Annotated in this window: 19 protein-coding genes and 1 pseudogene; 8 read left to right on the top strand and 12 right to left on the bottom strand. The window is 67.3% G+C overall.

Features of this window, described 5'->3' with window-relative positions; genetic code table 11:
* The first annotated feature begins 130 nt into the window (after positions 1 to 130).
* From KVT45_RS20580 to KVT45_RS20570, 3 genes are all read left to right on the top strand, one after another.
* Positions 131 to 622: a DUF2975 domain-containing protein gene (locus tag KVT45_RS20580; RefSeq protein WP_217549502.1), complete on the top strand. Its 492-nt coding sequence runs from the start codon at positions 131 to 133 to the stop codon at positions 620 to 622.
* Positions 622 to 843, top strand: coding sequence for a helix-turn-helix transcriptional regulator (locus KVT45_RS20575; RefSeq protein WP_217549500.1), 222 nt, complete (start codon positions 622 to 624; stop codon positions 841 to 843). Before KVT45_RS20580 ends, KVT45_RS20575 begins: the two co-directional genes overlap by 1 nt.
* Before the next feature lie 232 nt (positions 844 to 1075).
* Complete coding sequence (locus KVT45_RS20570; RefSeq protein WP_217549498.1) at positions 1076 to 1765, top strand: DUF899 family protein; 690 nt, start codon at positions 1076 to 1078, stop codon at positions 1763 to 1765.
* A gap of 566 nt (positions 1766 to 2331) precedes the next feature.
* Here the strand turns inward: KVT45_RS20570 and KVT45_RS20565 are convergent.
* Positions 2332 to 3258 (bottom strand): zinc-binding dehydrogenase, encoded by a 927-nt coding sequence (locus KVT45_RS20565; RefSeq protein ID WP_217549496.1) that lies wholly within the window; start codon positions 3256 to 3258, stop codon positions 2332 to 2334.
* A gap of 327 nt (positions 3259 to 3585) precedes the next feature.
* Between KVT45_RS20565 and KVT45_RS20560 the strand changes: the two genes are divergently transcribed.
* Positions 3586 to 4137 carry a TetR/AcrR family transcriptional regulator gene (locus tag KVT45_RS20560; RefSeq protein ID WP_217549494.1) on the top strand — a complete coding sequence of 184 codons (552 nt, stop codon included), beginning with the start codon at positions 3586 to 3588 and terminating at the stop codon, positions 4135 to 4137.
* A 643-nt stretch (positions 4138 to 4780) separates the two neighbouring features.
* Here the strand turns inward: KVT45_RS20560 and KVT45_RS20555 are convergent.
* Entirely contained in the window at positions 4781 to 7315 is a 2535-nt protein-coding gene (locus tag KVT45_RS20555; RefSeq protein WP_217549491.1) for an NB-ARC domain-containing protein, read from the bottom strand.
* Positions 7316 to 7629: 314 nt separating this feature from the next.
* Between KVT45_RS20555 and KVT45_RS20550 the strand changes: the two genes are divergently transcribed.
* The 4 genes from KVT45_RS20550 (at position 7630) to KVT45_RS58445 (ending at position 11257) form a co-directional block, all read left to right on the top strand.
* Positions 7630 to 7830 (top strand): hypothetical protein, encoded by a 201-nt coding sequence (locus KVT45_RS20550; protein ID WP_217549490.1) that lies wholly within the window; start codon positions 7630 to 7632, stop codon positions 7828 to 7830.
* 209 nt (positions 7831 to 8039) lie between these two features.
* Positions 8040 to 9659 (top strand): recombinase family protein, encoded by a 1620-nt coding sequence (locus KVT45_RS20545; RefSeq protein ID WP_217549489.1) that lies wholly within the window; start codon positions 8040 to 8042, stop codon positions 9657 to 9659.
* A gap of 793 nt (positions 9660 to 10452) precedes the next feature.
* On the top strand, positions 10453 to 10698 hold the full coding sequence (locus tag KVT45_RS20540; protein WP_217549488.1) for a hypothetical protein: 246 nt from the start codon (positions 10453 to 10455) through the stop codon (positions 10696 to 10698).
* Position 10699: 1 nt separating this feature from the next.
* Positions 10700 to 11257 carry a VanZ family protein gene (locus tag KVT45_RS58445; protein WP_217549487.1) on the top strand — a complete coding sequence of 186 codons (558 nt, stop codon included), beginning with the start codon at positions 10700 to 10702 and terminating at the stop codon, positions 11255 to 11257.
* Between the two features lie 1128 nt (positions 11258 to 12385).
* Here KVT45_RS58445 and KVT45_RS20530 read toward each other — a convergent pair.
* From KVT45_RS20530 to KVT45_RS20485, 10 genes and pseudogenes are all read right to left on the bottom strand, one after another.
* Positions 12386 to 12478 (bottom strand): annotated as a pseudogene (locus KVT45_RS20530) (peptide-methionine (S)-S-oxide reductase); the annotation flags it as partial.
* Positions 12479 to 12758: 280 nt separating this feature from the next.
* Entirely contained in the window at positions 12759 to 14741 is a 1983-nt protein-coding gene (locus tag KVT45_RS20525; RefSeq protein WP_217549485.1) for a TIGR03960 family B12-binding radical SAM protein, read from the bottom strand.
* A 130-nt stretch (positions 14742 to 14871) separates the two neighbouring features.
* Positions 14872 to 16377 carry a CYTH and CHAD domain-containing protein gene (locus KVT45_RS20520; RefSeq protein ID WP_217549483.1) on the bottom strand — a complete coding sequence of 502 codons (1506 nt, stop codon included), beginning with the start codon at positions 16375 to 16377 and terminating at the stop codon, positions 14872 to 14874.
* Between the two features lie 162 nt (positions 16378 to 16539).
* Positions 16540 to 17739: a rod shape-determining protein RodA gene (gene rodA, locus KVT45_RS20515; RefSeq protein ID WP_217549481.1), complete on the bottom strand. Its 1200-nt coding sequence runs from the start codon at positions 17737 to 17739 to the stop codon at positions 16540 to 16542.
* Positions 17736 to 19991, bottom strand: a complete 2256-nt coding sequence (gene mrdA, locus KVT45_RS20510) for a penicillin-binding protein 2 (RefSeq protein ID WP_217549479.1) — start codon at positions 19989 to 19991, stop codon at positions 17736 to 17738. Before mrdA ends, rodA begins: the two co-directional genes overlap by 4 nt.
* A 115-nt stretch (positions 19992 to 20106) precedes the next feature.
* A complete protein-coding gene (gene mreD, locus KVT45_RS20505; protein ID WP_217549477.1) occupies positions 20107 to 20784 on the bottom strand; it encodes a rod shape-determining protein MreD in 678 nt (225 codons plus the stop codon).
* Between the two features lie 14 nt (positions 20785 to 20798).
* On the bottom strand, positions 20799 to 21752 hold the full coding sequence (gene mreC / locus KVT45_RS20500) for a rod shape-determining protein MreC (RefSeq protein WP_217549475.1): 954 nt from the start codon (positions 21750 to 21752) through the stop codon (positions 20799 to 20801).
* A gap of 198 nt (positions 21753 to 21950) precedes the next feature.
* The gene (locus tag KVT45_RS20495; RefSeq protein ID WP_046734341.1) at positions 21951 to 22970 is read right to left on the bottom strand and encodes a rod shape-determining protein; all 1020 of its coding nucleotides are present in this window, start codon (positions 22968 to 22970) and stop codon (positions 21951 to 21953) included.
* A gap of 330 nt (positions 22971 to 23300) precedes the next feature.
* Positions 23301 to 23714, bottom strand: coding sequence for a nucleoside-diphosphate kinase (gene ndk, locus KVT45_RS20490; protein WP_089107506.1), 414 nt, complete (start codon positions 23712 to 23714; stop codon positions 23301 to 23303).
* Positions 23715 to 24012: 298 nt separating this feature from the next.
* Positions 24013 to 24369: a DUF4233 domain-containing protein gene (locus KVT45_RS20485; protein ID WP_217549473.1), complete on the bottom strand. Its 357-nt coding sequence runs from the start codon at positions 24367 to 24369 to the stop codon at positions 24013 to 24015.
* Positions 24370 to 24371: the final 2 nt, after the last annotated feature.

Below are 24371 nucleotides of genomic sequence, written 5' to 3'. Positions count from 1 at the left end.
ATCCGTCCCGGCCCGAAACCGCCGCCTACCCCTACCTCAGCCCCAGCCCCAGCCCCAGCCCCAGCCCGACCCTTGTTCAATCTATCGACTTTCGATAGATTCCCATCGCAATTCGATGGAGGGACGGGTCGTGGGAAAGCTGACAGTGCGTGCGCTGCGCGCCGTGCTCGTGGTGGTGCTCGCCGGCACCGTGTTCGTACAGGTGGGGATGGTGTGGGCGCTGGTCAGCGGGAGCGACCCGGAGGACGGGTCGCTCCCGCTGACCCCGCTGCGTGTGATCACGATCCTGGGCATGGTGTCGGCCCAGGTCGCCCTGGTCGCCGTATGGCGGCTGGTGGCGATGGTGCGACGCGGAACCGTGTTCTCCCACGCTGCCTTCCGGTACGTGGACCTCGTGATCGGCGCGATCGTGGCGGCTGCCCTCATGTGGTTCGCGGTCACGGCCGTCAATGCGCCGGGCCAGCGGGACGACCCGGGCGTCACCGTCATCATGGGCGGGGTCGGCGTGGCCATCCTCGGGGTCGCGCTCATCGTGCTCGTGCTGCGGATGCTGCTCGCCCAGGCCGTCGCACGCGATGTCGAGGCGGCGCAGATGCAGGCCGAGTTGGACGAGGTGATCTGATGCCCATCGTCGTCGACATCGACGTGATGCTGGCCAAGCGGAAGATGTCGGTGGGCGAGCTGGCGGACCGGGTAGGGATCACGCCCGCCAACCTGGCGGTACTCAAGAACGGCCGCGCCAAGGCGGTGCGCTTCGCGACCCTCGCCGCGCTCTGCGAGGTGCTCGAGTGCCAGCCGGGCGACCTGCTGCGCTGGGAGGCCGAGGGCACCGCGGGCGGATGACGCACCCCGGGGCGGGCGCGAGAACGCCGGTCGCCGTCATCACCGCGTTCCTTCAGGACCAGCCGGTGCCCCTGCCGAACCACCCGATCCGCGGTGACATCTCGGCCTTCCCCGGAGCTTGATCCGGACGGGCGCCTTCCGCCGCGTTCGCAGGCCGGCCGATTAGTTCCGGAGCCCTGTGCAGTCTGCCTCCGCACAAGCCGATGCTGCGCACGAGATCTGCGAGGGAACCATGACCGGCTACGCGCTACCACCCGTCGTCGACGCCGCAACCTGGGAAGACCGGCTCGGGGCACTGCGGGCCCGGGAGAAGGCGGCGACACGGGAACTCGACGCCATCGCCGCCGAGCGTCGCCGCCTGCCGATGGTGGAGATGCCCGACTGCACACTCGAGGGCGAGGACGGCCCCGTTCGGCTGGCAGACGTCTTCGAGGGCAGGAGGCAGCTGATCGTCTACAACCACATGTGGTTCGCCGGCAAGGAATGGCAGTGCCCGGGCTGCACAGGGTTCACCTCGCAGTACACCCGCCTGGAGTTCCTGGACAACTACGACGCACGATTCGTCGTCGTCACCCAGGGTCCGATCAAAGAGGCGCTCGCCTACAAGCAGCGGGTCGGCAACCGGATGGCGTGGTACTCGACCGCGAACAGCCCGTTCGGGTCCGACGTCGGCGCACCTCCCGGTGGAGGATTCGCAGTCAACGTGTTCCTGCGCGACGGCGACACCGTGTATCGCACCTGGCACACCGACGGCCGGGGCACCGAGCAGCTCAGCCACAGTTTCGCGCTGATCGATCTCCTGCCGTACGGACGGCAGGAGGAATGGCAGGACTCGCCCGAGGGCTGGCCTCAGTCCCCCACCTACAGCCGGTGGGCGACGTCCGAGAACATCGCTGCGCTCTACGGCCCGGGTTCCGGCTGAACTCATCACGGACGACGAGCGGGTGGACCTGACGGCTCTCAGCGGCCATGCAGGTCCGCCGAGAGCCCGTTGCGCCTGAGGACGAGGACACGAGACGGCGACAGGGGCGACCGAAGCGGCCACCCGCCCGCACTCACCCCTGCCAGGCCTCAACCACCTGATCGGGCGCCCGCCTCATCTCAGTGCGCGTGCCCGCCCGTTGCCGACGTGGCGTTCTTGACCGTCAGCGGCAGCAGCTTCTTGCCGATCGGGCCGATTTGCATGGCCGTATCCATCACCGGGCGGGTAGCTGTGCACAGCCGCCCCGGTAAGGCACCGCAACAGCCGATGCCCGTGCCACCGAAGCCGCCCGCCCAGACCATCGGCCTGTTGAGAGCCGTGCGCGCGGGTTCGGGCTTGGGGGTGCGGTGTCAGGCGTCGGCGAGTTGGCAGGTGTCGATGGGGCGCTGGGTGGTCGTGGCGTCCAGGGTGATCGGGGTGCGATGTTCGAAGCGACCCGGCTTGCCCCCGGCAGGAGGGGGTGTGCCGGTCGTCGCGCCGTTTGCTCCGGACCGGCTCAGTAGGGTTCAGCCGACGCTGAGTACGGCCTTGCCCCGCAGGTGGCCTGCTGCCATCTCCTTCAGCAGCGAGTCCGCGTCGGCCCAGTTGTCGCGGCGACCGATCTCGACCTGGAGCTTCCCCTGCGATGCCAGGTCCAGTAGCGCGTTCATGTCCTGGGCGTCACGACTCCCGTCACCGTCGCCGTAGACGAAGTGGCGCAAGGTCAGAGAGGCGCCGCCCTGGACCTGCCGGAAGAAGTCCAGAGTGATGGGGCTGCCGCTGGCCTGACCGAACCAGAGGAACTGGCCGCCGGGGCGCAGCTTGTGGGCTGTCTTAGACCCCAGGTCGCCACCCACGGACTCCAGGACGATGTCGAAGGCGGTGTCCTCGACGGCATCAATGTCGAGAGCGATCTTGGCGCCCAGTGCCGCCATGTGGTCGGTCGGCTGGCCCTGCGCGGCAACGGCGGTGATCTCGGCCCCCTCCGCGACAGCGAGCTGGATGAGGACCTGGCCGACTCCGCCTCCCACGCCGGTGGCGAGAATCCTGCGCCCCTTCACGGGGCCGGCGAGGGCGAGGAGTCGCTGGGCGACCAGCCCGCCCAGGGGGAGCGCGGCCGCGGAGGCGGAGTCCACGTTGTCGGGGATGACCGCGAGGCGGTCCGCCGAGGCGGCGACGTACTCGGCGGCGCCTCCTCCCGCAGGCAGGTGGAGGGCCACCCGGCTGCCCTCTGACGGTCCGCTGCCGTCGGCTGCGGCCTTCGCGACCACCCCGGCCGCGTCGATACCGGGGCGGAACGTGGTCGACGGGTCGCTCAGGTACAAGAAGTCCGCTCGGTTGAGTGCGATGTCGGTCACCCGGATCAGCGCTTCGTGGCGCTGCGGGGTGGGGAGGTCGACTTCCCCCAGCTCGGTGAGGGTCTCCGGGTTGCCGGTCGGGATGAGCGCGCGCATGAAGGCACCTTCCTGAGAAGTGGTAGTACAGCCACCGTTTAACCGTAACCCGCAAAACGGTAGTGGAACAACCGGATCGATGTGCAGTGCGTCTACCGGAGGGGCCGCACCCGCCGCGAACCCCGCGAATCGGAGCGCCGACCGGGCGGCGTGTGCGCTTCGGCGAGGGAGAGGCGGACGCCTGGCGCCGTGCGCCCGCGCCCTGGCGGGCGGGGCCGAACGGCCGCACCTTCCGAAAGAAGCGGTAGTATCGCTACCGATTCCATCGTGCTACCGAGGCGGGGCGACCACTGCCGCCTCGGTGGGTGTCCCGCTCAGGAGCCCGGATTGACCGCCACGTCGCGCGCACCGCGCAAAGATCAAGTTCGCAACCGGCGGCGACTGCTCGATGCGGCCCGCCTGGCCTTCGCCGAGCAGGGACCCGACCTGAGCATCGAGGCCATCGCCCGGACCGCGGGAGTGGGAGCGACCACCTTCTACCGGCACTTCGCGACCAAGGACGACCTTGTCCTCCAGCTGCTGGAGGACTTGGCGCACGGCGCAGGCCAGGTCGCGGAGGAGGCCGCCGCCATCGCCGACGACTGGGAGGCCTTCCGTGCGGTGTTCACCCGCGGGTGCGTGCTCGATGACGCAGGACTGCGGTTGTTCGACGCTCTGTGCAAGACGAGCCCTCAGGCGGCCGAGCGGGCGACGACTCTCACCGCCTCCTTGATCACCCCGGTCGCCGACCGGGCCCGGCGAAGCGGCCAACTGCGCGGGGACGTCACCGCCGAAGACGTGGCGGCGTTCATGCGCATGGCCGACTCGGCCTCAACTCCCCGGCAGCGTGAGAGCGCGCACGAGGTGATGCTGGCCGGCCTGCGCACCCGGGCCGAGTAGCGGCATCCCGTTCCCGGCCTTCGGCGGAGGCCGCCTGCCAAGCCGGGCTGATCGCCGCCCGGCCCCTCGCCGGTGGTCGACCCCGGCCGGCATCTGGGCGGCATTGATTGCGGCCGGGAAGTGCACGCGCGTGGGGTGCACCGCCCATGCCGCCCATGTCACCCAACGGCCTGTGGGCACCTCGGCCGCGAGAACACCTTGCCCCGGCAGCCGAAGGATTTCCCTTCCGAGGCCCAGAGGCCTGCCCGGGGTGCACCTCCATCGCCCCCGGCCGCGTCGCACGTGTCGCCTCGGCGTCGGCAGCTCGGTCACACCAGGGACATCGTCATCTCCCGCAGCTCCGTGGCGACATGCCGCCCAGCAGCACTGCGGCACGATCCTTCGTCGCGAACAAACGACATCTGGCCCGGTTCACACGCACGACCGGCAGCAACGAACAAGCCTCAGCCGCATGGCCGTTCCCAACCCGCGCGGGCAGAACAGCCAGTCGGCCATGGAGGAGTGCTGACATGGTGCTTGTGGTCACGGCATGCTCCTCGCGCGCCTTCAGAAAACCCCCAAGCCGACGAGAGATCCACGTGGTCATCCCGTAGTCACCCCATGCAAGCAAGACCGTCACCATCGGGCTGGTTTGCAGTCACTGTCAGGCACAGTTCTCCAGCATCGCCAGCAAGCCCTCGACGTCGGTGCGTTCGGGTAGGGATTCCTCCATAGTGTGAGGCAGCGCAGCCTCCCAGAGCGACCGGGCGGCCATCAGGTCACCAGCAGCGGCGTGGACGCGTCCCAAGGCCACGCGCAGACGCATAACCGTGAGCCCGTGGCCCGCGGCAACACGGCGGGCCAGCGCGGCGGTACCGAAATCGAGGGCGCGGTCGAGTCGGTTCGCGGCAAGGTACGTCTCGACGATCGCCGTCTCCGCGAGATCCTCCGGCGCGAAGCCAGGAACACCCAGGTCCAGCAGATCATGCAGCGGCTCGATCCAATTGAGCGCGTCGGCCACGCGCCCGGCACGAATCGAGAGGACAGCCGTAGCCGAGAGGGCGTCGTAAAGGTTGTTCGGGGAACCGACCAGTTCGGCCGCGGCCCTGCCTTGGGACAGCAGTTCCTCCGCCGCCTCCAATTCGCCCATGGCCAGTTGTGTCAAGCCTGCCTCGAGCTTGGCCACGGCCTCCGTCTGAGGGGTGCCGTTCTGGTCAGCGAGGCCCAGTGCTTCTTCGGCATGCCGCTGAGAGGCCCCGTAATCGCCCTGTATTCGGAAGATCTCGGCAAGGTTGGCATGATGCACCACGCGGCTCGGAGCGTAGTCCGTGTGGAATGTCAGGGCAGTGGAGGCGTGAACGAGAGCTTCCCTGATCTTGCCAGATCTGGCGCAGACCTCCGCGGAGTCATTCCAGGCGGCCGCGAGTCCCCGGTCGTAGCCGATCCGCTCAAACTGGATCTTCGCCGAGTTGAGTTCCTCCAGCGCCACATTCAGATCCCCCAAGTCCCATGCGGCGAAGCCGAGAGATATGTGGCACATTCCTCGTCCGAGCGGATGGTCGTGGGCTTCGGCTACGCGTAGTCCCGCTTGGCTGGCGGCAAGCGCACCTCCGTCCAATCGGTGGGGATAGAAGTTTCCTCGCAGCGCGTGGGCCAGGTGCCAGGCGAAGGGAGCGGGCCCGTGCTCTGAGGCGTAGACGATCGCCGTGACGAGATTCGTGTGTTCGGTGGTGAGCCAGGCCCGGGCATCATGCGGGCCGGAAAATGCCCGCGGCGAGCCGGTCAGCGGGAACTCGTCGGGGAACAGCACCCAGCAGTTCGGCCTAATGATCCGGTTGGCGGCGTCCAGCGTAAGTAGGTACCACGACAGCAATCGGTGCAATGCGGGCCCGCTCACCTCTTCCGGCTCGGTGCCAGCCAACTGCTTCGCGTACAGGGCCAGTAGGTCGTGGCTACGGAAGCGCCCCGGTTTCGGCTCGGACAGCAGGTGCGCCGCCAGTAACTCGTCAAGCTCCGGCACCGGCGCCGACATCTCGCGGCCGAGCAGGACGGCTGCCGCCTCGCGACTCGGTTCCGGGCCCGGCATCATGCCGAGGAACCGGAACAGGCGTTGTGCCTCTGGCGAGAGGGAGCGGTAGGAGAGCTCGAAGGCTGCCGCGACCGCGCTCTCCGGGTCGCCGACAACCTGCAGCCGAGCCAGCAGATCCGCACTGCCCAACTCGGCGACCATGCCTGCCAGGCTCAGTGCGGGGCGGACCGCCAGATTGGCGGCCGTAATACGGAGAGCGAGTGGCAGATGAGCACAGAGTTCGGCCAGTTCTTCGGCGTCCTCTTGCTCCGTATGCACACGGTCCCGGCCCAGCTGGACCGACAACAGCTCGACGGACTCCGCAGGGGAGAGAATGTCAAGCGAGATCCGAGCCGCGCCGTCGCGGACAACCAGACCTGCTAGGGAGTCACGACTGGTCACCAACGCGTGACATCCTTGGCCGCCGGGCAACAGCGGACGAACGTGTGCCGCGTCCATCGCGTTGTCCAGGACCACCAGCACGCGTCGGTCAGCCAGCACCGACCGATAGAGCCCCATCTGCAGGTGCAAGTCGAGGGGGACCCGGTCTCCCGGCACCCCCAGGGACTGCAGCAGCACCGACAGTGCCTCGGTGGCAGTAAGTGCGGGATCAGTGGCGCGCCCCCGCAGGTCGAGATATAGCTGGCCATCCGGGTAGTGCGCGGCTATCTGGTGCGCCCAGTGCACGGCGAGCGCCGTCTTGCCGACGCCGGCCGTGCCGGTGATCACGGTGGCGGGCGCGTCTCGACGTATTCCGGCAAGTGCGACGAGGACGTCCGCACGACCGGTGAATCCGCTGACGTCCGCTGGTAATTGGCGGGGGGTCACGTCACGTGCGGATGAAAGTGAGCGGCTTGCCACGACTGGCCTGGGAGCGCCAAAGCGGCTGTCACGGCCCCTAGCCGAGCGCCACGCCCGTTCCCACTGTGCTGCCTGTACGGCGTTGGCGCCGCAGGCAAGCACCAGGGACCGGACCAGTTCCAGTGACGGAAGACGCCGGCGCTGCGGGTTCAGGGCATCGGACAGTGTGCTGGTAGCCACGCCTGTCCTGCGGTACAGCACTTCCAGGGACGGATCGCCGGCCCAGAGCTTGACCGCACGCAGAGCGCGCACGAAGTCGGCCACGTCCATGCCCTCTTGCGGCAAGGGGAAGGCGTCCGCCGTCTCCGGACTCGTCAACTGCACCTCCGGATCACCCGGTGTCCTGACTGAACGTGCCCACCAGTGTAGAGACCGTGCAAGTCCTCTTCAGCCCCTCCGAACCCGTCCGGGTCTGTCCGGGTTCTGCCGAGCGGCTGGCCGGTAGGACCCCCGGAACGGTGTGATCGCTGTACGGGGATTCGGCAACTGGAGGCGCAGCCTTCGGAATACGTCGACATCCGCCGCCATCGCCTTCCTTTTGCCGGAAGGCTCTCGACGAGCCCCAAGAAAGGCGAGGAACCCCCATGCGAGTACGCACGCAAGAATCAGCTGTGCTGGTCGGTGCCCTGATGGCGCTCGAGTGGTGGATTCAGCAGGAGCTGAACTCCTGGTACCTGCTCTTCGTCATGCCGACCGTCCTCCTGGAAGACCAGCAGGACGCTTTTGCCATACGTTGCTGCATCGCGGCCGTATTGCTCGCAGCGGCCGGGCAGCACAGCCCGTGAACCGCAGAGCGGGCTGGGGCGAGCCCGGCTCCGGACCTGTCTGAAACAGAGGTGGTCCCTGCGAGCGTCCTCAGACGCTCGCAGGGACCGGACGGTTACTTGTTCACCACGGTCAGAGGCAGCAGCTTCTTGCCGGTCGGGCCGACCTGGATGTGGGTGTCCATCTGCGGCCATTCACCAACGGGCCTACAAGCGCTACCGTGCTGGTCATGGGGAAACGAGCGAGGACGCGCACGGCAACTGACCGTCGCGGCTACTCAGTTGATGCTGAGTGGTCGAAGGCCGACTTAGCACTGTTAGAGGACCTGAAGAAGGCGGAAGCCCTCCTGCCCGACGACGCACCGCGCGCACTGCTGTCGGTCCGGCTGTCGGTACTCACCGACGACACGACCTCACCTGTCCGCCAGGAACTGGACCTCCGGATACTCGCCCGCGAACGCGGCTGCCGAGTCGTCGGCGTCGCCAGCGACCTCAACGTGTCGGCGACGAAGGTCCCACCATGGAAGCGCAAGGAACTCGGCGACTGGCTCAACAACCGGGCCCCGGAGTTCGACGAGCTGCTCTTCTGGAAGCTCGACCGCTTCGTACGACGTCTTTCCGACCTCAGCACCATGATCGACTGGTGCCTGAAGTACGGGAAGAACCTCGTCTCTAAGAACGACTCCATCGACCTGACCACGACGGCCGGGAAGATCATGGTCACGATCGTTGGCGGTATCGCCGAAATCGAGGCAGCCAACACCAGCACCCGGGTGGCGAGCCTCTGGGAGTACACCAAGACCCAGAGCGAGTGGCTGGTAGGGAAGCCCGCGTACGGCTACGAGACCGCCGAGGACGAAAACGGCAAGGTCAAGCTGGTCATCAGCGCGACTGCGCATAGGGCACTGCACTGGAGCCGCCAGGTCGCGATGAGGGAGCGTCCCGCCTCTGCCCGCCGCATGGTCAAGGTCCTGGTCCGTGCCGGCCTGTGCGGAGCAGGCCTCACCGCGTCGACCCACCTACGGCGACTGCGTAACCCTGCGCTCCTGGGCTACCGGGTGGAAGAGGACAAGGACGGAGGCATCCGCCGGTCCAAGCTCGTCATGGGAGCCGAGGGGAAGCCCATCCGCGTGGCTGACGGTGTCTTCACGGAGGACGAGTTCTACAGCCTCCAAGAGGCCTTGAACGGACAGGGCAAGGATCAGCCGAGGCGCAACCCCGATGGTGCGACGAAGTTCCTCGGAGTCGTGATCTGCGCCGACTGCGGCACCAACATGACGGTCCAGAAGAATCGCAACAACGGGAAGCTCTACCAGTACCTGAGGTGCGGCAAGTGCAAGGCCGGCGGCCACGGCGCACCGAACCCCGAGGACATCTACGCCAAGCTCGTCGAGGACGTCTTGAGGGTGCTCGGCGACGAGCCCGTCATGACGCGGGAGTACCGGCAGGGCGCCGAGGCCCGCAAAGAACAGCAGCGCCTCGAACAGTCCATCAGTTACTACATGGCTGGCCTGGAGCCCGAAGGCCGCTTCACGAAGACGCGGTTCACGAAGGAGAGGGCGGAGAAGACGCTGGACGACCTGATCAAGCAGTTGGAGGCCATCGACCCCGAGTCGGTCAATGACCGGTGGGTGGCGGTGCACAACGGCAAGTCGTTCCGAAGTCGTTGGGAGGAGGGGGGCATGGAGGCCATGGCCGCCGATCTACTCCGGGTCGGCGTGAGGTGCAAGATCACGCGGACGAAGATGAAGGACGTACGGGCACCGCACATCCACATGAAGCTAATGATCCCCAAGGACGTGCGGAACCGCCTGATACTCAAGGAAGATGACTTCGCAGAAACCTTCTGACTCGCGCCTGGCATATTGGCGCCCTGAGCACCAGCCGCGTCAGATACTACCGTCAGCAGGCTCACCGCTTGAGGAATTATTGACCGAGCCACACAAGTCCGGGAAATTGTCGCAGAAATGCAGCACCCATTCTGCAAATACAACAACCTCGGACACTGCACTCTCGATGCCGTTAAGGATGTCGCCAAACCTGTTCTTTGGAGCCCAGAACTGACTTAGAACCACGACGGCAGTCCCTGGAGCGGCCGCGAAGGAGAACTGTTCATTCCTGTGCGCGGCTCCAAAAATCTGGGGATCGATTCCATAGGACTGAGTTGGCGACTCCCCGAGCTTTGTCCCATGCTCGTCGAAAAAGAGCAGCTTGACTCCTCCAGTGAAGCCAATCAACTTATTCGTGCAAGTGAGATGCACATTGCACGTGCCCTGCAGACTACGAGGCCGCCGCACGTGACTTCCACGAGCAGGTCATGACCATTAAGAGGGGCGCCGCCAGCCCTGAGCTTCCGTTCTGAGCGACTCAACAGCACGAGGTAACCTCACCCCCCCCGAACAGTCGATTTCAAGACAGAGCATTGACGCGAAACAACTCAACACGCCTGGCATGAACATGTACGGTAAAGCTCGACCAAGATCACGTGGCCAGCGTGACATTCTTTTTGGGGGATCTGCGAGGAAGCGCGCAAGGGCGACCTTACTCTCTACGGCTGTACTTGGCTCCCTGCTTGTTGCGGGGCCGGCGCATGCAAGCGACCAGGCCTGCGGTGAACTTTCCAACGGCCAACTCTGCATTGAAATGGCCAGCACCAAGGGGAATGCTTACTCAAGCTATCGGAAAGATTCTGGGGATTCGGTAAGCGTGATGCTTGGCTACCAGCCGCAAGACGCTGCCAAGGTCTATTCCGGATACTGGGTGACTGTCAGCAAGGGGGAACAGGAAGGATGGAACCACTACGTGGAGTTGTCCAGCCCTAAGTGCATCAGGGCGATCATGAAGACCAAGGACGGCAGCGAGTTCATCAGCAAGTGGCGGTGCCCGTAGCATGACCCTTTGGCGCGTCCTGTTCGTGTCGCCCGCAGTTGCCGCCATGGCAGCTGCGGGTTTTGCCGCGTTCACCGTCCTGGGCGCCAGACGGCTACGCAAGGCTCCAGACTCTACGAATAGGGTACTGAGACTAGCGCTCGGAGCTTGGATGCTTCTGGTGCTAGTGGCAACCCTGTATCCCGAGCAGCCACTCGGATCCTCCCACGAGCCCATCAACTGGCACCCTGGGGAACAATTCTCATCTCCTGGCGTCGATCAGTTCGAGTTGGACCTTCTAACCCGCCAGTACCTCGGGAATGCGGCAATGTTTGTCCCACTGGGCACTCTGGGGTGGCTACTCACAAGACGCTCATTCCTTACATTTATCTGCTGTGCCGGTTTCAGTGCAGCTATCGAGTCAATCCAACAAATTATGGCTGCCGGCAGATCTGCCGATATCGATGATCTCCTTTGCAATTCAGGCGGAGCGTTGGTAGGCCTAACGCTTGCCGCCGTTTCCTGGCTCGGCATTGGATTGTTTGAGAGGGCCAACGTCGACACTGCACGCATTCATTAGAGACCGAGACCAGGTGCTGGCGAGAGGTCGACAAAGCGAGCTTCAGAGCAGAGCTGCATTCGGGGCAAGAGGTCAAGGGCCCGATCCGCCAGCCAGCGGATCGGGCCCTTTTATATATGTTCGCGAGAACGCCGGGGCAACTCGACTCAGATGGCATAACGCAGCGCGGACCGACGCGACCCCTCTTCCGTGTAAACGGCGCCAAGTGCCTTGCCCATAAAAGCTCCCCTAAGGGTTGTCCCGGAATGATCTTTGGCTTTGTAACGCCTCCCGCGTAGTGGGGTTGTTGGGCTTACTGGGGCGCATTGCGAACTCCGGGTGACACGTTCGGGTGACATGAAGTTGGACCGTCTGCCGGGCAGGAAAGCCTTTAGGTAGATCTGAAACACGCCAGAGCGCCCTGATCACCAAACCACGTGGTTACGCGCACATGCCGCCGCTGCCCGCGAACCAACAGAAAGGGCCTGCCATGCGACGCACCCTCAGCACCCTCACCACCGCTGCCCTGCTAACGCTGGCTACCGTCCTCTTCGCCGCGCCCGCCCAAGCCCAAGGCACGAGCCTTTTGGATAGCCTCGTTGAGGTCCCCTCTCTGCAAGGGTTTCCCCTGCTCATCCACCTCGGCGAAACAATCGTCGTCGGCTAACCGAGACGCGGGGCACAGCGACATGCCGGTCCGGCCACAGAGCACATCACCTCTGCGGCCGGGCTCGTCACACCGACCTCAAGGCCGACCGACCTGCCGACTCCCGGCCAGGGAGCGCCAGGCGACCGCTCCCTGACACCAACCTCATGAGATGGCACACTTAGCCGCGCGCGCTCAATCAGTGCACGCCTAGGGGTGACCAACCCGACGCCCGCCGGACCCGCTCTCGCAGGTACCCAACACACGGTCATGACATACAGCCGCTTGTGGTGCATCTACGAAACCATTGACTCCAGCGGTTCAGGCGCCACAACTCAACATGGGGCCAGGACCGGCGGGCACGCCTGCAAGAACTGGACCGTGGACCCCACCCATAGTCTGCGACTTGCAGGCTCGACATCACTGGGCCCTGCCTTGATGAGGAGAGGGCCTTGGCTGTACGCGCTCCATCCTTGACCGCGATCCGCCTTCCACGGGTCGCCCCCGCCGGGACAGGACACGCCGGTGCCGCCCAACCCGCAGTACCCGCCGGGGTTTTTGCTGCCCGAGAGGTACTGCTGGTGGTGACGCTCAGCCCGGCAGATACTGCTCGGCGCCTCCTACTATGGCCCGTTGCCACCCGCAGTGCGGGCAGCCACAGACGGCCACTTCGGGGGCCGCCGCTTCCCTCACGCCCATTCCACCTCGGAGACGATCTGCGAGGCCCGTGAAGGACCTGGCAGCGGTGTCCGGGAGGGAACCGACGGCGCCGCCGGGCGAGAACCTGGAAGGCTCACCGCAGCCAACGCCGCAGCCACCTCCTCCTCGCTCACTCCCGCCAGCGCCTCAACCACCCGATCGAGTGCCTCGCCCACCTCAGTGCGCGTGACCACTCGAAGCCGGCGACGGACCTGCGTTCTTGACCGTAAGAGGCAGCAGCTTCTTACCGGTCGGGCCGATTTGTATGGCCGTATCCATCTGCGGGCACACCCCGCAGTCGAAGCAAGGTGTCCAGCGGCAGTCCTCGACCTCTGTCTCGTCGAGGGCGTCCTGCCAGTCCTCCCAGAGCCAGTCCTTGTCCAGGCCCGAGTCGAGGTGGTCCCAGGGGAGGACCTCCTCGTAGGTGCGCTCGCGGGTGGTGTACCAGTCGACGTCCACGCCGAAGGGGGCCAGGGCCTTGTCGGCGCAGGCCATCCAGCGGTCGTAGGAGAAGTGCTCGCGCCAGCCGTCGAAGCGGCCGCCGTCCTCGTAGACGGCGCGGATGACGGCGCCGATGCGGCGGTCGCCCCGGGAGAGCAGGCCTTCGACGATGCCCGGCTTGCCGTCGTGGTAGCGGAAGCCGATCGAGCGGCCGTACTTCTTGTCGCCGCGGATCTTGTCGCGGAGCTTCTCCAGGCGGGCGTCCGTCTCCTCGGCGGAGAGCTGCGGGGCCCACTGGAAGGGGGTGTGGGGCTTGGGGACGAAGCCGCCGATGGAGACCGTGCAGCGGATGTCGTTGGAGCGGGAGACCTCGCGGCCCTTGGCGATGACCTTCGTCGCCATGTCGGCGATCTGGAGGACGTCGTCGTCGGTCTCGGTGGGCAGGCCGCACATGAAGTACAGCTTCACCTGGCGCCAGCCGTTGCCGTAGGCCGTGGAGACCGTGCGGATGAGGTCGTCCTCGGAGACCATCTTGTTGATGACCTTGCGGATGCGTTCCGAGCCGCCTTCGGGGGCGAAGGTCAGGCCGGAGCGGCGGCCGTTGCGCGTCAGTTCGTTCGCCAGGTCGATGTTGAAGGCGTCGACGCGGGTGGAGGGGAGGGAGAGGCCGATCTTGTCCTCGGTGTAGCGGTCGGCCAGACCCTTGGCGATGTCGCCGATCTCCGAGTGGTCCGCCGAGGAGAGGGAGAGGAGGCCGACCTCCTCGAAGCCCGTGGCCTTCAGACCCTTGTCGACCATCTCGCCGATGCCGGTGATCGAGCGCTCGCGGACCGGGCGGGTGATCATGCCGGCCTGGCAGAAGCGGCAGCCGCGCGTGCAGCCGCGGAAGATCTCGACGGACATGCGCTCGTGGACCGTCTCGGCCAGCGGGACCAGCGGCTGCTTGGGGTACGGCCACTCGTCCAGGTCCATGACCGTGTGCTTGGAGATGCGCCACGGGACACCCGACTTGTTGGGGACCACGCGGGCGATACGGCCGTCGGGGAGGTACTCGACGTCGTAGAACGCGGGGATGTAGACGGAGCCGGTCTTGGCCAGGCGGAAGAGGACCTCCTCGCGGCCGCCGGGGCGGCCCTCCGCCTTCCACTCGCGGATGATCTTCGTCATGTCGAGGACGGCCTGCTCGCCGTCGCCGATGATCGCCGCGTCGATGAAGTCCGCGATCGGCTCGGGGTTGAAGGCCGCGTGGCCGCCGGCCAGCACGATGGGGTCGTCGATGGAACGCTCGCGCGACTCCAGCGGGATCCCGGCCAGGTCCAGGGCCGTGAGCATGTTCGTGTAGCCCAGCTCAGTGGAGAAGGACAGGCCGAACACGTCGAAGGCCTGCACGGGGCGGTGGCTGTCGACCGTGAACTGGGGGACGCCGTGCTCGCGCATCAGCGCCTCCAGGTCCGGCCACACGCTGTACGTGCGCTCGGCGAGGACGCCCTCCTGCTCGTTGAGGACCTCGTAGAGGATCATGACGCCCTGGTTGGGCAGGCCGACCTCGTAGGCGTCCGGGTACATGAGCGCCCAGCGGACGTCGCAGGTCTCCCACGGCTTGACCGTGGAGTTGAGCTCTCCGCCGACGTACTGGATCGGCTTCTGCACATGCGGGAGCAGAGCTTCGAGCTGCGGGAAAACAGACTCGGCGACCTGAGAGGCGGCTTCGGCAGGCATCTCGCGGACCTTTGTGAGGTGGCTGGGGGGCGACTCCCCCGGCCGGCGGCTGGGGTGGCTCACCGACCGGTGACCGGGGAGGGTGACCATCTAGCCTAACCCGGTCGGCGGCCTCCCCCGTACGCCCGGATCACACCGGCGCCTCGGCCCTGATGCTCTCCCAGGCCTCCGGTGCCCCGGCCTCCACCGCCGCCGCCCGCTGTTCCTCGCGGCCGTACAGCAGTCCGTACGTGAACGTGCTCTCCCCCGCCGCGTGGGCCACCGCGGACAGTTCGCGCAGGGTCTCGCGGGCCATGACGCTGTCCTGGTGCTCGCCGAGCATGGTCTGGAGCGACTTCATGGACTTGAGCATGGTCTTCGCCGGCCTGCCGAGCGCGGGGCGGGCCGCCTCGGCCGCGTAGCGGGTGCGCTTGGCCTTCTTGCGGGCCTCGTGCAGGCCGAGGTCGCGGTCGTGGCCGGGGGGCTGTGCCATGGCCGTCTCGATCAGGTCGGTCACCTTGGCGAAGTCCCTCCGCACGGCCTTGGCGAGGACCTCCCCGGGGTCTCCGGCGGCCGCCTTCAGCAGGGGCGGGTCGGCGGCCAGGGCGTCCAGGGTGTCAAGGAGCGCCAGGTAGCGGGCGGAGTCGAGGACGCCGAGGAGGCGGCTGCGGGAGCCGCGTTCGCTCGCCTCGGCCCAGTGGTGCAGGCGGTCGTGGACGGGGCCGTCGACGAGGGCGGGGGGTACGTCGGCGAGGCCTGCCAGCAGGCGTTCGGCCAGGACATCCTGGTCGCGGCCCACGCCCAGCTCACCGGCCAGCCATTTCAGCTCGTCGGCGATCGGGTCGGTGGTCCGGCGGTCCAGGACCTTGCCGAAGGTGCGGAAGGTGCTGCGCAGCCGGCGGGTGGCGATCCGCATGTCGTGCACGCCCTCCTCGGTGTCCAGGCGGACGGCCGGGTCGAGCTCGACGATCGCGTCGCGCTGGGCGTGGACGTAGGCCATGACGTGGTCGCCGGCGGTGTGCGGTTCGCCGGGGCCCGTCTTCGGCGGGCGCGGTTTGCCGCCCTTGGTCTCGGCCAGGGCGCGGGCCAGTTTCGACGCGGACTTCGAGGGGTGTACGCCCGCCTTGCCCAGCCGTTTCTCGACCTTGTCGAGGAAGGCGGGGTCGCCGCCGTCGGCGAGTTCCACCTCGATCTCGGTCCACTGTGCCTTGCCCGCGCCGCCGAAGAGCCGGTCGGCCCGGACGCGGTCCACGCTCACCTCGGCGAGCAGGGCGCCGGCGGCGTCGACGAGGTGCCGGATGTCGCGGGTGGTGCGCAGGCGGATCACCGGGACCAGCCGGCCCTCGCGGACCCGGGAGCGGGCCAGGGCGGCGAGTTCGTCGGGGAGCGTGTCGGAGAGGGGGGCGTGGATCTCGTCCCGGACGCCGGGGGCGACGGGGAGTTTGAGGTGCCAGCCGGCGTCGCTGCCTCCGCTGCGGTGGCGCAGGGTGACTCTGGCCGAGGCCAGGCGCAGGTCGGAGGTGTCGTGGTAGGTCGCGTCGAGTTCGGCGGTGCCCTTGTCCACGACGTTCGCCACCCCGGCGACGCCGGTCAGGTCGGGCAGGCCGCTGTCATCGGATTCGTACTTGCGCTCGATTTCACGCTTCGCATCCGCCATGAACAGAATCTAATGGCCCGAACGTCACAGGGGCCAGCGGTCGAAGCGGGTAAATCGGAGGGAAAAACAAAACAAGCCACAGGTGAACACATAGAGAACGATGTGTTCACCTGTACGCTTTCGCCCCGGTTCCGCCCAGGTTGCGCCCGGGTTCCGCCCCGGCTACGCCGACATCGGGCGCTGCACCCTGATCGACTGGAGCAGTCCCACCGCCACCCACACCGCGAACATCGAGGAGCCGCCGTACGACACGAACGGCAGTGGCAGGCCGGTGACCGGCATGATGCCGAGGGTCATGCCGATGTTCTCGAACGCCTGGAACGCGAACCACGCCACGATCCCCGCCGCGACGATCGTGCCGTACAGCTCGGTCGTCTCGCGGGCGATACGGCAGGCGCGCCACAGGACGACGCCGAGGAGCACGATGATCAGGCCCGCGCCGACGAAGCCCAGCTCCTCCCCCGCGACCGTGAAGACGAAGTCGGTCTGCTGCTCGGGGACGAACTGGCCGGTGGTCTGCGAGCCGTGGAAGAGGCCCGCGCCGGTCAGGCCGCCGGAGCCGATCGCGATGCGGGCCTGGTTGGTGTTGTAGCCGACGCCGGAGGGGTCGAGGCTGGGGTTGGCGAAGGCGGCGAAGCGGGCGATCTGGTACTCGTCCAGGATGTGCAGCTGCCAGATGGCGATGCAGCCGGTCACGCCGGCGGCGAGCAGGCCGAAGATCCAGCGGTTGGAGGCGCCGGAGGCGAGCAGCACGCCGAGAATGATGGTCACCATGACCAGGACCGTGCCGAGGTCGGGCATGAGCAGCACGATCAGGATCGGGATCGCGGCCAGGCCCAGGGACTGCAGGACGGTGCGGTGGTCCGGGTACTTCTTGTCACCGGCGTCCACCCGCGCCGCCAGTATCATCGCCATGCCCAGGATGATCGTGATCTTCACGAACTCGGCGGGTTGCAGTGAGAAGCCGCCGCCGAGGACGATCCAGTTGCGGCTGCCGTTGATGGTGGCGCCCAGCGGGGTGAGCACCGCGAGGATGCCGAGGACCGAGAGGCCGTAGAGGATCGGTACCGCGTTGCGCAGCTGGCGGTGGCCGATCCAGATGGTGCAGATCATCAGGGCGAGCCCGATGCCGGTGTTCATCAGGTGCCGGATCAGGAAGTAGTACTGGTCGCCCTGGTTGATCTCGGTGCGGTTGCGGGTCGCCGAGAAGACCAGCATCGAGCCGAGCAGAGACAGGGCGAGGGCTGCCAGCAGCATCGGCCAGTCCAGCCGACGGGTCAGCGAGTCCCGGGCGAAGACCCGCGTCCAGCCGGCCCTCGCCGGGCCGTATCCGGAGACGGAGAAGCTGTTGACGCCGGTCATGTGAGCATCCTCCGGCTTCCCCTCTTGCGCGGTCGCCTGCGGGTGGTGCGGTTGCCCGTGGACGGGGAGGCCGTGGTGGCGGCCGGGGTCTGCCCGTTGTCGGTGGTCTTGTCGCCCTGCTGGGAGTAGACCTGGAAGTCCTTCGCCGGGTCCTTGGAGATCTTCGGGGAGGCGATGGTGCCGTCCGTGCGGACCTTCGGCAGGCCCTTCTGCGGGGTGTAGAGCAGCGCCTTCGACTTGTCGATGGAGCCGTCCGCGCTGACGCCGTAGAGCGCGCTGTAGATGTTGCGGACCGCCTCGCCGGAGGCACCGGAACCGGTACCGGCCTGGGCGATGGTCATGATGACCGTGTAGTCCTTGGTGTAGGTGGCCAGCCACGACGTGGTCTGCTTGCCGTAGACCTCGGCGGTACCGGTCTTGCCGTGCAGGGCGATCTTGTCCTGCGGCCAGCCGCCGAACTTCCAGGCCGCCGTACCGCGGGTGATGACGCCCGCGAAGGCGTCGTCCATGCCCTTGAGGGTGGCCTGGCTGACCGGGAGCTTGCGCACCGCCTTGGGCTTGATCTCCTGGACGGACTTGCCGTCGGCGCTGACGATCGCCTTGCCGATGGTCGGCTGGTACTCGGTGCCGCCGTTGGCGACGGCGCTGTAGATCATCGCCTCCTGGATCGGCGTGACGAGGGTGTCGCCCTGGCCGATGGAGTAGTTGATCTCGTCGCCCTCGCGCATCTTGTTGCCTTCGAGGCAGTTCTCGTACTCGATCTTCTCGACGTAGGTGCCGTCCTTCTTCCCGGACTTGCACCAGGCGTCCTTGTTGGCCTTCCAGTAGTCGAGCTTCCACTGGCGGTCGGGGACGCGGCCGGTGACCTCGTTGGGCAGGTCGACGCCGGTCTCCTTGCCGAGGCCGAACTGGTGGGCGGTCTTGAAGAACCAGTCCTTGGGCTCGCCCTTCTTCGGGTTGATGCCGCCGTCCTTCTTCCACTGGGCGTCGGCGAGGCCGTAGAAGACGGTGTCGCAGGAGACCTCGAGGGCGCGGCCCAGCGAGATGGGGCCGAAGTTCTCGCCCTCGAAGTTCTTGAAGACCTGGCCGCCCACCGAGTAGGAGCTGGTGCAGGGGTAGCCGCCGTCCCAGGCGTAGCCGGCCTGGACCGCGGCGGCGGTGGAGACCACCTTGAACGTCGAACCAGGGGCCGCCTGACCCTGTATGGCCCTGTTGAGCAGCGGGTAGTCGGAGTTCTTGCCGGTGAGGGCCGTGTAGTCCTTGGCGGAGATGCCGCCGACCCACACGTTCGGGTCGTAGGTCGGGGCGGAGGCCATGGCGACGATCCGGCCGGTCTTGGCCTCCATCACGACGACGGCGCCGGAGTCGGCCTTGTAGTTCTCCTGGGTGATCTTGTCGTACTGCTGGCGGGCGGCCTTCATGGCCTTGTCCAGCTCGTTCTCGGCGACCCGCTGTACGCGCGAGTCGATGCTGGTGACCAGGTTCGAACCGGGCTCGGCGGCGTCGGACTTGGCCTTGCCGATGACGCGGCCGAGGTTGTCGACCTCGTAGCGGGTGACGCCGGCCTTGCCGCGCAGTTCCTTGTCGTACTCGCGCTCCAGGCCGGAGCGGCCGACCATGTCGGAGCGCAGGTAGGGCGAGGAGGTGTCCTTGGCCTGCTCGATCTCGTCGTCGGTGACCGGCGAGAGGTAGCCGAGGACCTGCGCGGTGTTGGACTTGCCGGGGGCCGGGTAGCGGCGCACGGCCTCGGGCTCGGCGGTGATGCCGGGGAAGTCCTCGGAGCGCTCGCGGATCTGCAGGGCCTGCTTGGCGGTGGCCTCGTCGGTGATCGGGATCGGCTGGTACGGCGAGCCGTTCCAGCAGGGCTGGGGGGTCTTGGCGTCGCAGAGGCGGACCTTCTGCATGACCTCCTCGGGCTTCATCCCGAGGACGCCCGCGAGCTTGGTCAGGACCGCCTTGCCGTCGTCCTTCTGCTTGAGCAGGTCGGTGCGGGAGGCGGAGACGACCAGGCGGGTCTCGTTGTCCGCGATGGGGACTCCGCGGGCGTCCAGGATCGAGCCTCGCACGGCGGGCTCGACGACCTGCTGGACGTGGTTGCCGGAGGCCTCCTTCTGGTACTCGGCGCCCTCGCGGATCTGCAGGTACCACAGGCGGCCGCCGAGTGTGCCCAGCAGGGAGAGGACCAGGATCTGGATGACGACGAGACGGATCTGGACCCGTGGGGTCCGACCGGTCTCGGGAATGTTGGTCACTGGGCTGCCTCCCCCTCTCCCTGCACAAAGGCGCGTGCGCGTACGAATGATGAACGATGGACCTGTGAGGCCACGTTCCGCCCCGGTGCACCCGTTCGGGTGAACTCCCCCGCGTTCACAGACGCTTGACCCCCTTGATGCGGCCGACGCGGACGTTGCGGGTGCGGGCCTTGGCCTTGAGGCTGCCGAGGCCGCCGCGCTGGCCGCCGATGCGCATTCCGGTGCCGGAGGAGATCCAGCCGGAGGAGATGTCGCCCGCCTTGCCGCCGGAGTTGGCCTCCGTGAGCGGGTCGCTGTCGGCGCGGCGGGCCAGGGCCATGACGCCGGGGACCACGAACGGGGCGAGCAGCAGGTCGTACAGGGCGGCCGTGATCAGCAGGCTGGTCATGCCGACGTGCCGGGCGGCGGTGTCGCCGACGAGGGCGCCGACACCCGCGTACAGCAGGGTGGAGCCGATGGCGGCGGCGACCACGACGAGCATCGGGCCGGTCGCGGACTTCAGGCGGCCGTTCTCCGGCTTGATGAGGCCGGCGAAGTAGCCGACGACGCACAGCACCAGGGCGTAGCGGCCGGCCGCGTGGTCGGCGGGCGGCGCGAGGTCGGCGAGGAGTCCGGCGCCGAAGCCGACGAGGGCGCCGCCCACATGGCCGTACACCATGGCGAGGCCGAGGACGGTGAGCAGCATGAGGTCGGGGACGGCGCCCGGCAGGTGCAGGCGGGCGAGGACGCTCACCTGGATCACCAGGGCGACGACGACCAGGGCGGAGGAGAGCAGGATCCTGTTGACGCGCATGGGGGATTCAGCTCCTACTGCTGCTGGCCGGTGGTGTCGGTGCCGTTCGCGCTCGCGTCGGCGGACGGGGTGACCGTGACGGTCACCGTCGGGGTCGGGGTCGGCTTGGGCTTGGCCGGGAGCACCTCGTCGCGCGGGTCCTTCTTCGGTGCCTCGACGACCACGCCGACGATGTCGAGCTTGGTGAAGGACACGAACGGCGTGACGTACAGGGTGCGGGTGAGGCCGCCGTTGGACGGGTCGACACTGGAGACCCTGCCGACCGGGACACCGGGCACGAACGGCTTGTCGCCCTGGGAGCCGAAGGTGACGAGCCGGTCGCCCTTCTTCACCTCGGCCTTGCTGTCGAGGAGTTCGACGCGCAGCGGGCGGTCGCCCTGGCCGGAGGCGAAGCCGAGTTCGTCGCTGCCCTCCATGCGGGTGCCGACGGTGAAGTCGGGGTCGTTGGCGAGCAGCACGGTGGAGGCGTCCGGGCCGACGGTCGTCACGCGGCCGACGAGACCGTCGCCGTTGAGGACGGTCATGTCCCGCTTGATGCCGTCGTTGTAGCCGACGTCGATGGTGACGGTCCAGGAGAAGCCCTGCGCCGACCCTATGGCGATGACCTGGGCGCCCTTGATGCCGTACTGGCCCTCGGCGGCGACGTTGAGCATCTTCTCGAGCTGACCCAGGCGGCTGCGGTTGCGGTCGTCGCTGCCGAGCTTCGCCTTGAGGGTCGCGTTCTGCTTCTCCAGCCGGGCCAGCCGGTCGTGCCGTTCGCCGGAGTCACGGACGGCGGAGACGGCGTTTCCGACCGGGTCCACCACCGTCGACATGCCGTTCTCGATCGGGCCGAAGACCGCGGCCGCGGCCTGCCGGGCGCCGTCTACCGGGGAGTTCCTGCCACCTCGGATGTCCACCGTGATCAGCGCGAACGCGATGGCGATCAGCAGCACCAGGAGCAGCCGGCTCTCTTTCGTGTCCCTCACGTGCGGCGGCCGTGCCTTCCTCAATAGGAACTTGCGGGAGCTTGTTCTGAAAGCTTGTGGAGCGTGGGGGGCTTGTCGTGGAGCGTGGGGGGGGTGGGGGTGCGGGGCGGAGCTCGTTTTGTGTGAGCTTATGCCTCCATATCAACGATCCGCCGCACGAGAGGGGGTCATCTCGTACGGCGGAATCGAAGAGTTACGTCATCTGCGCGGCTGGGCGTCCAGGACCTGCTGGAGCGCCTCGAACTCCTCGACGCACTTGCCGGAGCCGAGCGCCACGCTGTCCAGCGGGTCCTCGGCGATGTGGATCGGCATGCCGGTCTCCCGGCGCAGCCGCTCGTCCAGACCGCGCAGCAGGGCTCCGCCGCCGGTCAGAACGATTCCCCTGTCCATGATGTCGCCGGACAGCTCCGGCGGGCACTTGTCGAGCGTGGTCTTGACGGCGTCGACGATGGCGTTGACGGGTTCCTCGATCGCCTTGCGTACCTCGGCGGCCGAGATGACCACGGTCTTGGGCAGACCGGACACCAGGTCCCGGCCGCGGATCTCGGTGTGCTCGTCGGAGTCGAGTTCGTACGCCGAACCGATCGTGATCTTGATCTGTTCGGCCGTCCGCTCACCTAGGAGGAGGCTGTACTCCTTCTTGATGTGCTGGATGATCGCGTTGTCCAGTTCGTCGCCCGCGACGCGGATGGACTGGGCGGTGACGATGCCGCCGAGCGAGATGACCGCGACCTCCGTGGTGCCGCCGCCGATGTCCACCACCATGTTGCCCGTGGCCTCGTGGACCGGCAGGCCGGAGCCGATGGCGGCGGCCATGGGCTCCTCGATGATGTGCACCTGGCGGGCACCGGCCTGCGAGGACGCCTCGATGACGGCACGGCGCTCGACACCCGTGATACCGGAGGGCACACACACGACGACACGCGGACGGGCCAGATACCGCCGCTTGTGGATCTTCAGGATGAAGTAGCGGAGCATCCGCTCGGTGATCTCGAAGTCGGCGATCACGCCGTCCTTCAGCGGGCGTACGGCGACGATGTTGCCGGGCGTGCGCCCGATCATCTTCTTCGCCTCCGCGCCGACCGCCAGAATTCCACCGGTGTTCGTATTGATCGCGACAACGGACGGCTCGTTGAGTACGATCCCGCGACCCCTGACGTACACCAGCGTGTTGGCGGTCCCGAGGTCGACAGCCATGTCACGGCCAATGAACGACATTGAGTTCCCCATCAGGATTCGTCTGGCCTTCCCGGGAGCTTTTGAGGGCATTTCAGGTCGGCGAAGTACGTGCTGTGACGTGAAGGCTTCCATCGTAGACGCGCCTGCACGAACACTGCGCGAGGGTCTTCGCCATTGTCATCACGTGCGGGGCCGCCTCGCTTGTGGAGACGGGCCGACGGGGGCACTCGTTCCCCCGATCGGCACGCATATGCCGAGGGACGGCCGAAATCGTTCGGCCGTCCCAGGTCATGCAGCTCAATGGGCTGACGCCTCGTCAAAAACTTCCACGAAAACTCCGTACGGACCCGTTCACGGGACCCGAAAGGGCTAAGCGCGGCCCGGGAAGAAGATCTTGACCTCGCGCTCGGCGGACTCCTCCGAATCGGACGCGTGGATCAGGTTCTCGCGAACGATCACACCGAAGTCACCGCGGATGGAGCCGGGCGCGGCGGCGATCGGGTCGGTGGGGCCGGCCAGCGCGCGGATGCCCTCGATGACGCGCTCGCCCTCGACGATCAGGGCGACGGACGGGCCGGAGGCCATGAACTCGACCAGCGGCTCGTAGAACGGCTTGCCGACGTGTTCGGCGTAGTGCTGCTCCAGCGTGGCGCGCTCCAGGGTGCGCAGCTCCAGCGCGGTGATCTGCCAGCCGGCCTTGCGCTCGATACGGCTGATGATCTCGCCGGTCAGGCCCCGACGAACGGCGTCGGGCTTGAGCAGGACGAGGGTGCGCTGGGTCACGGGAGGACTCCTTCAGGTACTGGCAGGTGCGGTGGGGAGAGGCTACAGGGCTGGTCTGAGCGTCCGTTACGCAGTGTGCGGGTGGGCTGCTGGTGCCGGACCGCTTTCGGGGGCTGCCGCCCCCGGACCCCCGCTTCGGCCTGAACGGCCTCGTCCTCAAACGCCGGACGGGCTGGAGAGTGGGGGTGCAGACCGGCTGTCGTACTCAAGCGCCGGACGGCTGGAGAGTGGGGGTGCGGACCGGCCCTCGGCCTCAAGGGCCGGACAGGCCGGTGGGGGTGCGGACCGGTGCTCAGGCTCAGGCGCCGGATGGGGTGTCCTGAGTGCCCTGTGCCGCGAAGCGGGCCTTTGCCTCGTCGATCTTCCTGCCGTAGTGCACGGACGCCCACCACAGACCCGCGAAGATCGCGCCCAGGAAGTACATCGTCGGGACGAAGATCCCGGACGCGACCAGGGCGACCTGCAGGGCCCAGCCGAGGGCCACGCCGCCCGGGCGGGTGATCACCCCGCACAGGGCCACGCACAGGACCATCGCGATGCCGCTGACCAGCCACACCGTGGAGGTGGACAGGTCGGCGTCCTTCATGGCGACCAGGGCGGCGAAGCCGATGACGAAGAACTCGCCGATCAGCGTGGAGGAACAGAGCGTACGCATGG

This window comes from Streptomyces sp. GbtcB6, from assembly GCF_019091475.1.
Lineage (GTDB): Bacteria > Actinomycetota > Actinomycetes > Streptomycetales > Streptomycetaceae > Streptomyces > Streptomyces hyaluromycini.
Note: the sequence above shows the minus strand (reverse complement) of the source record. Positions and strands in the feature narration are given on the sequence as shown.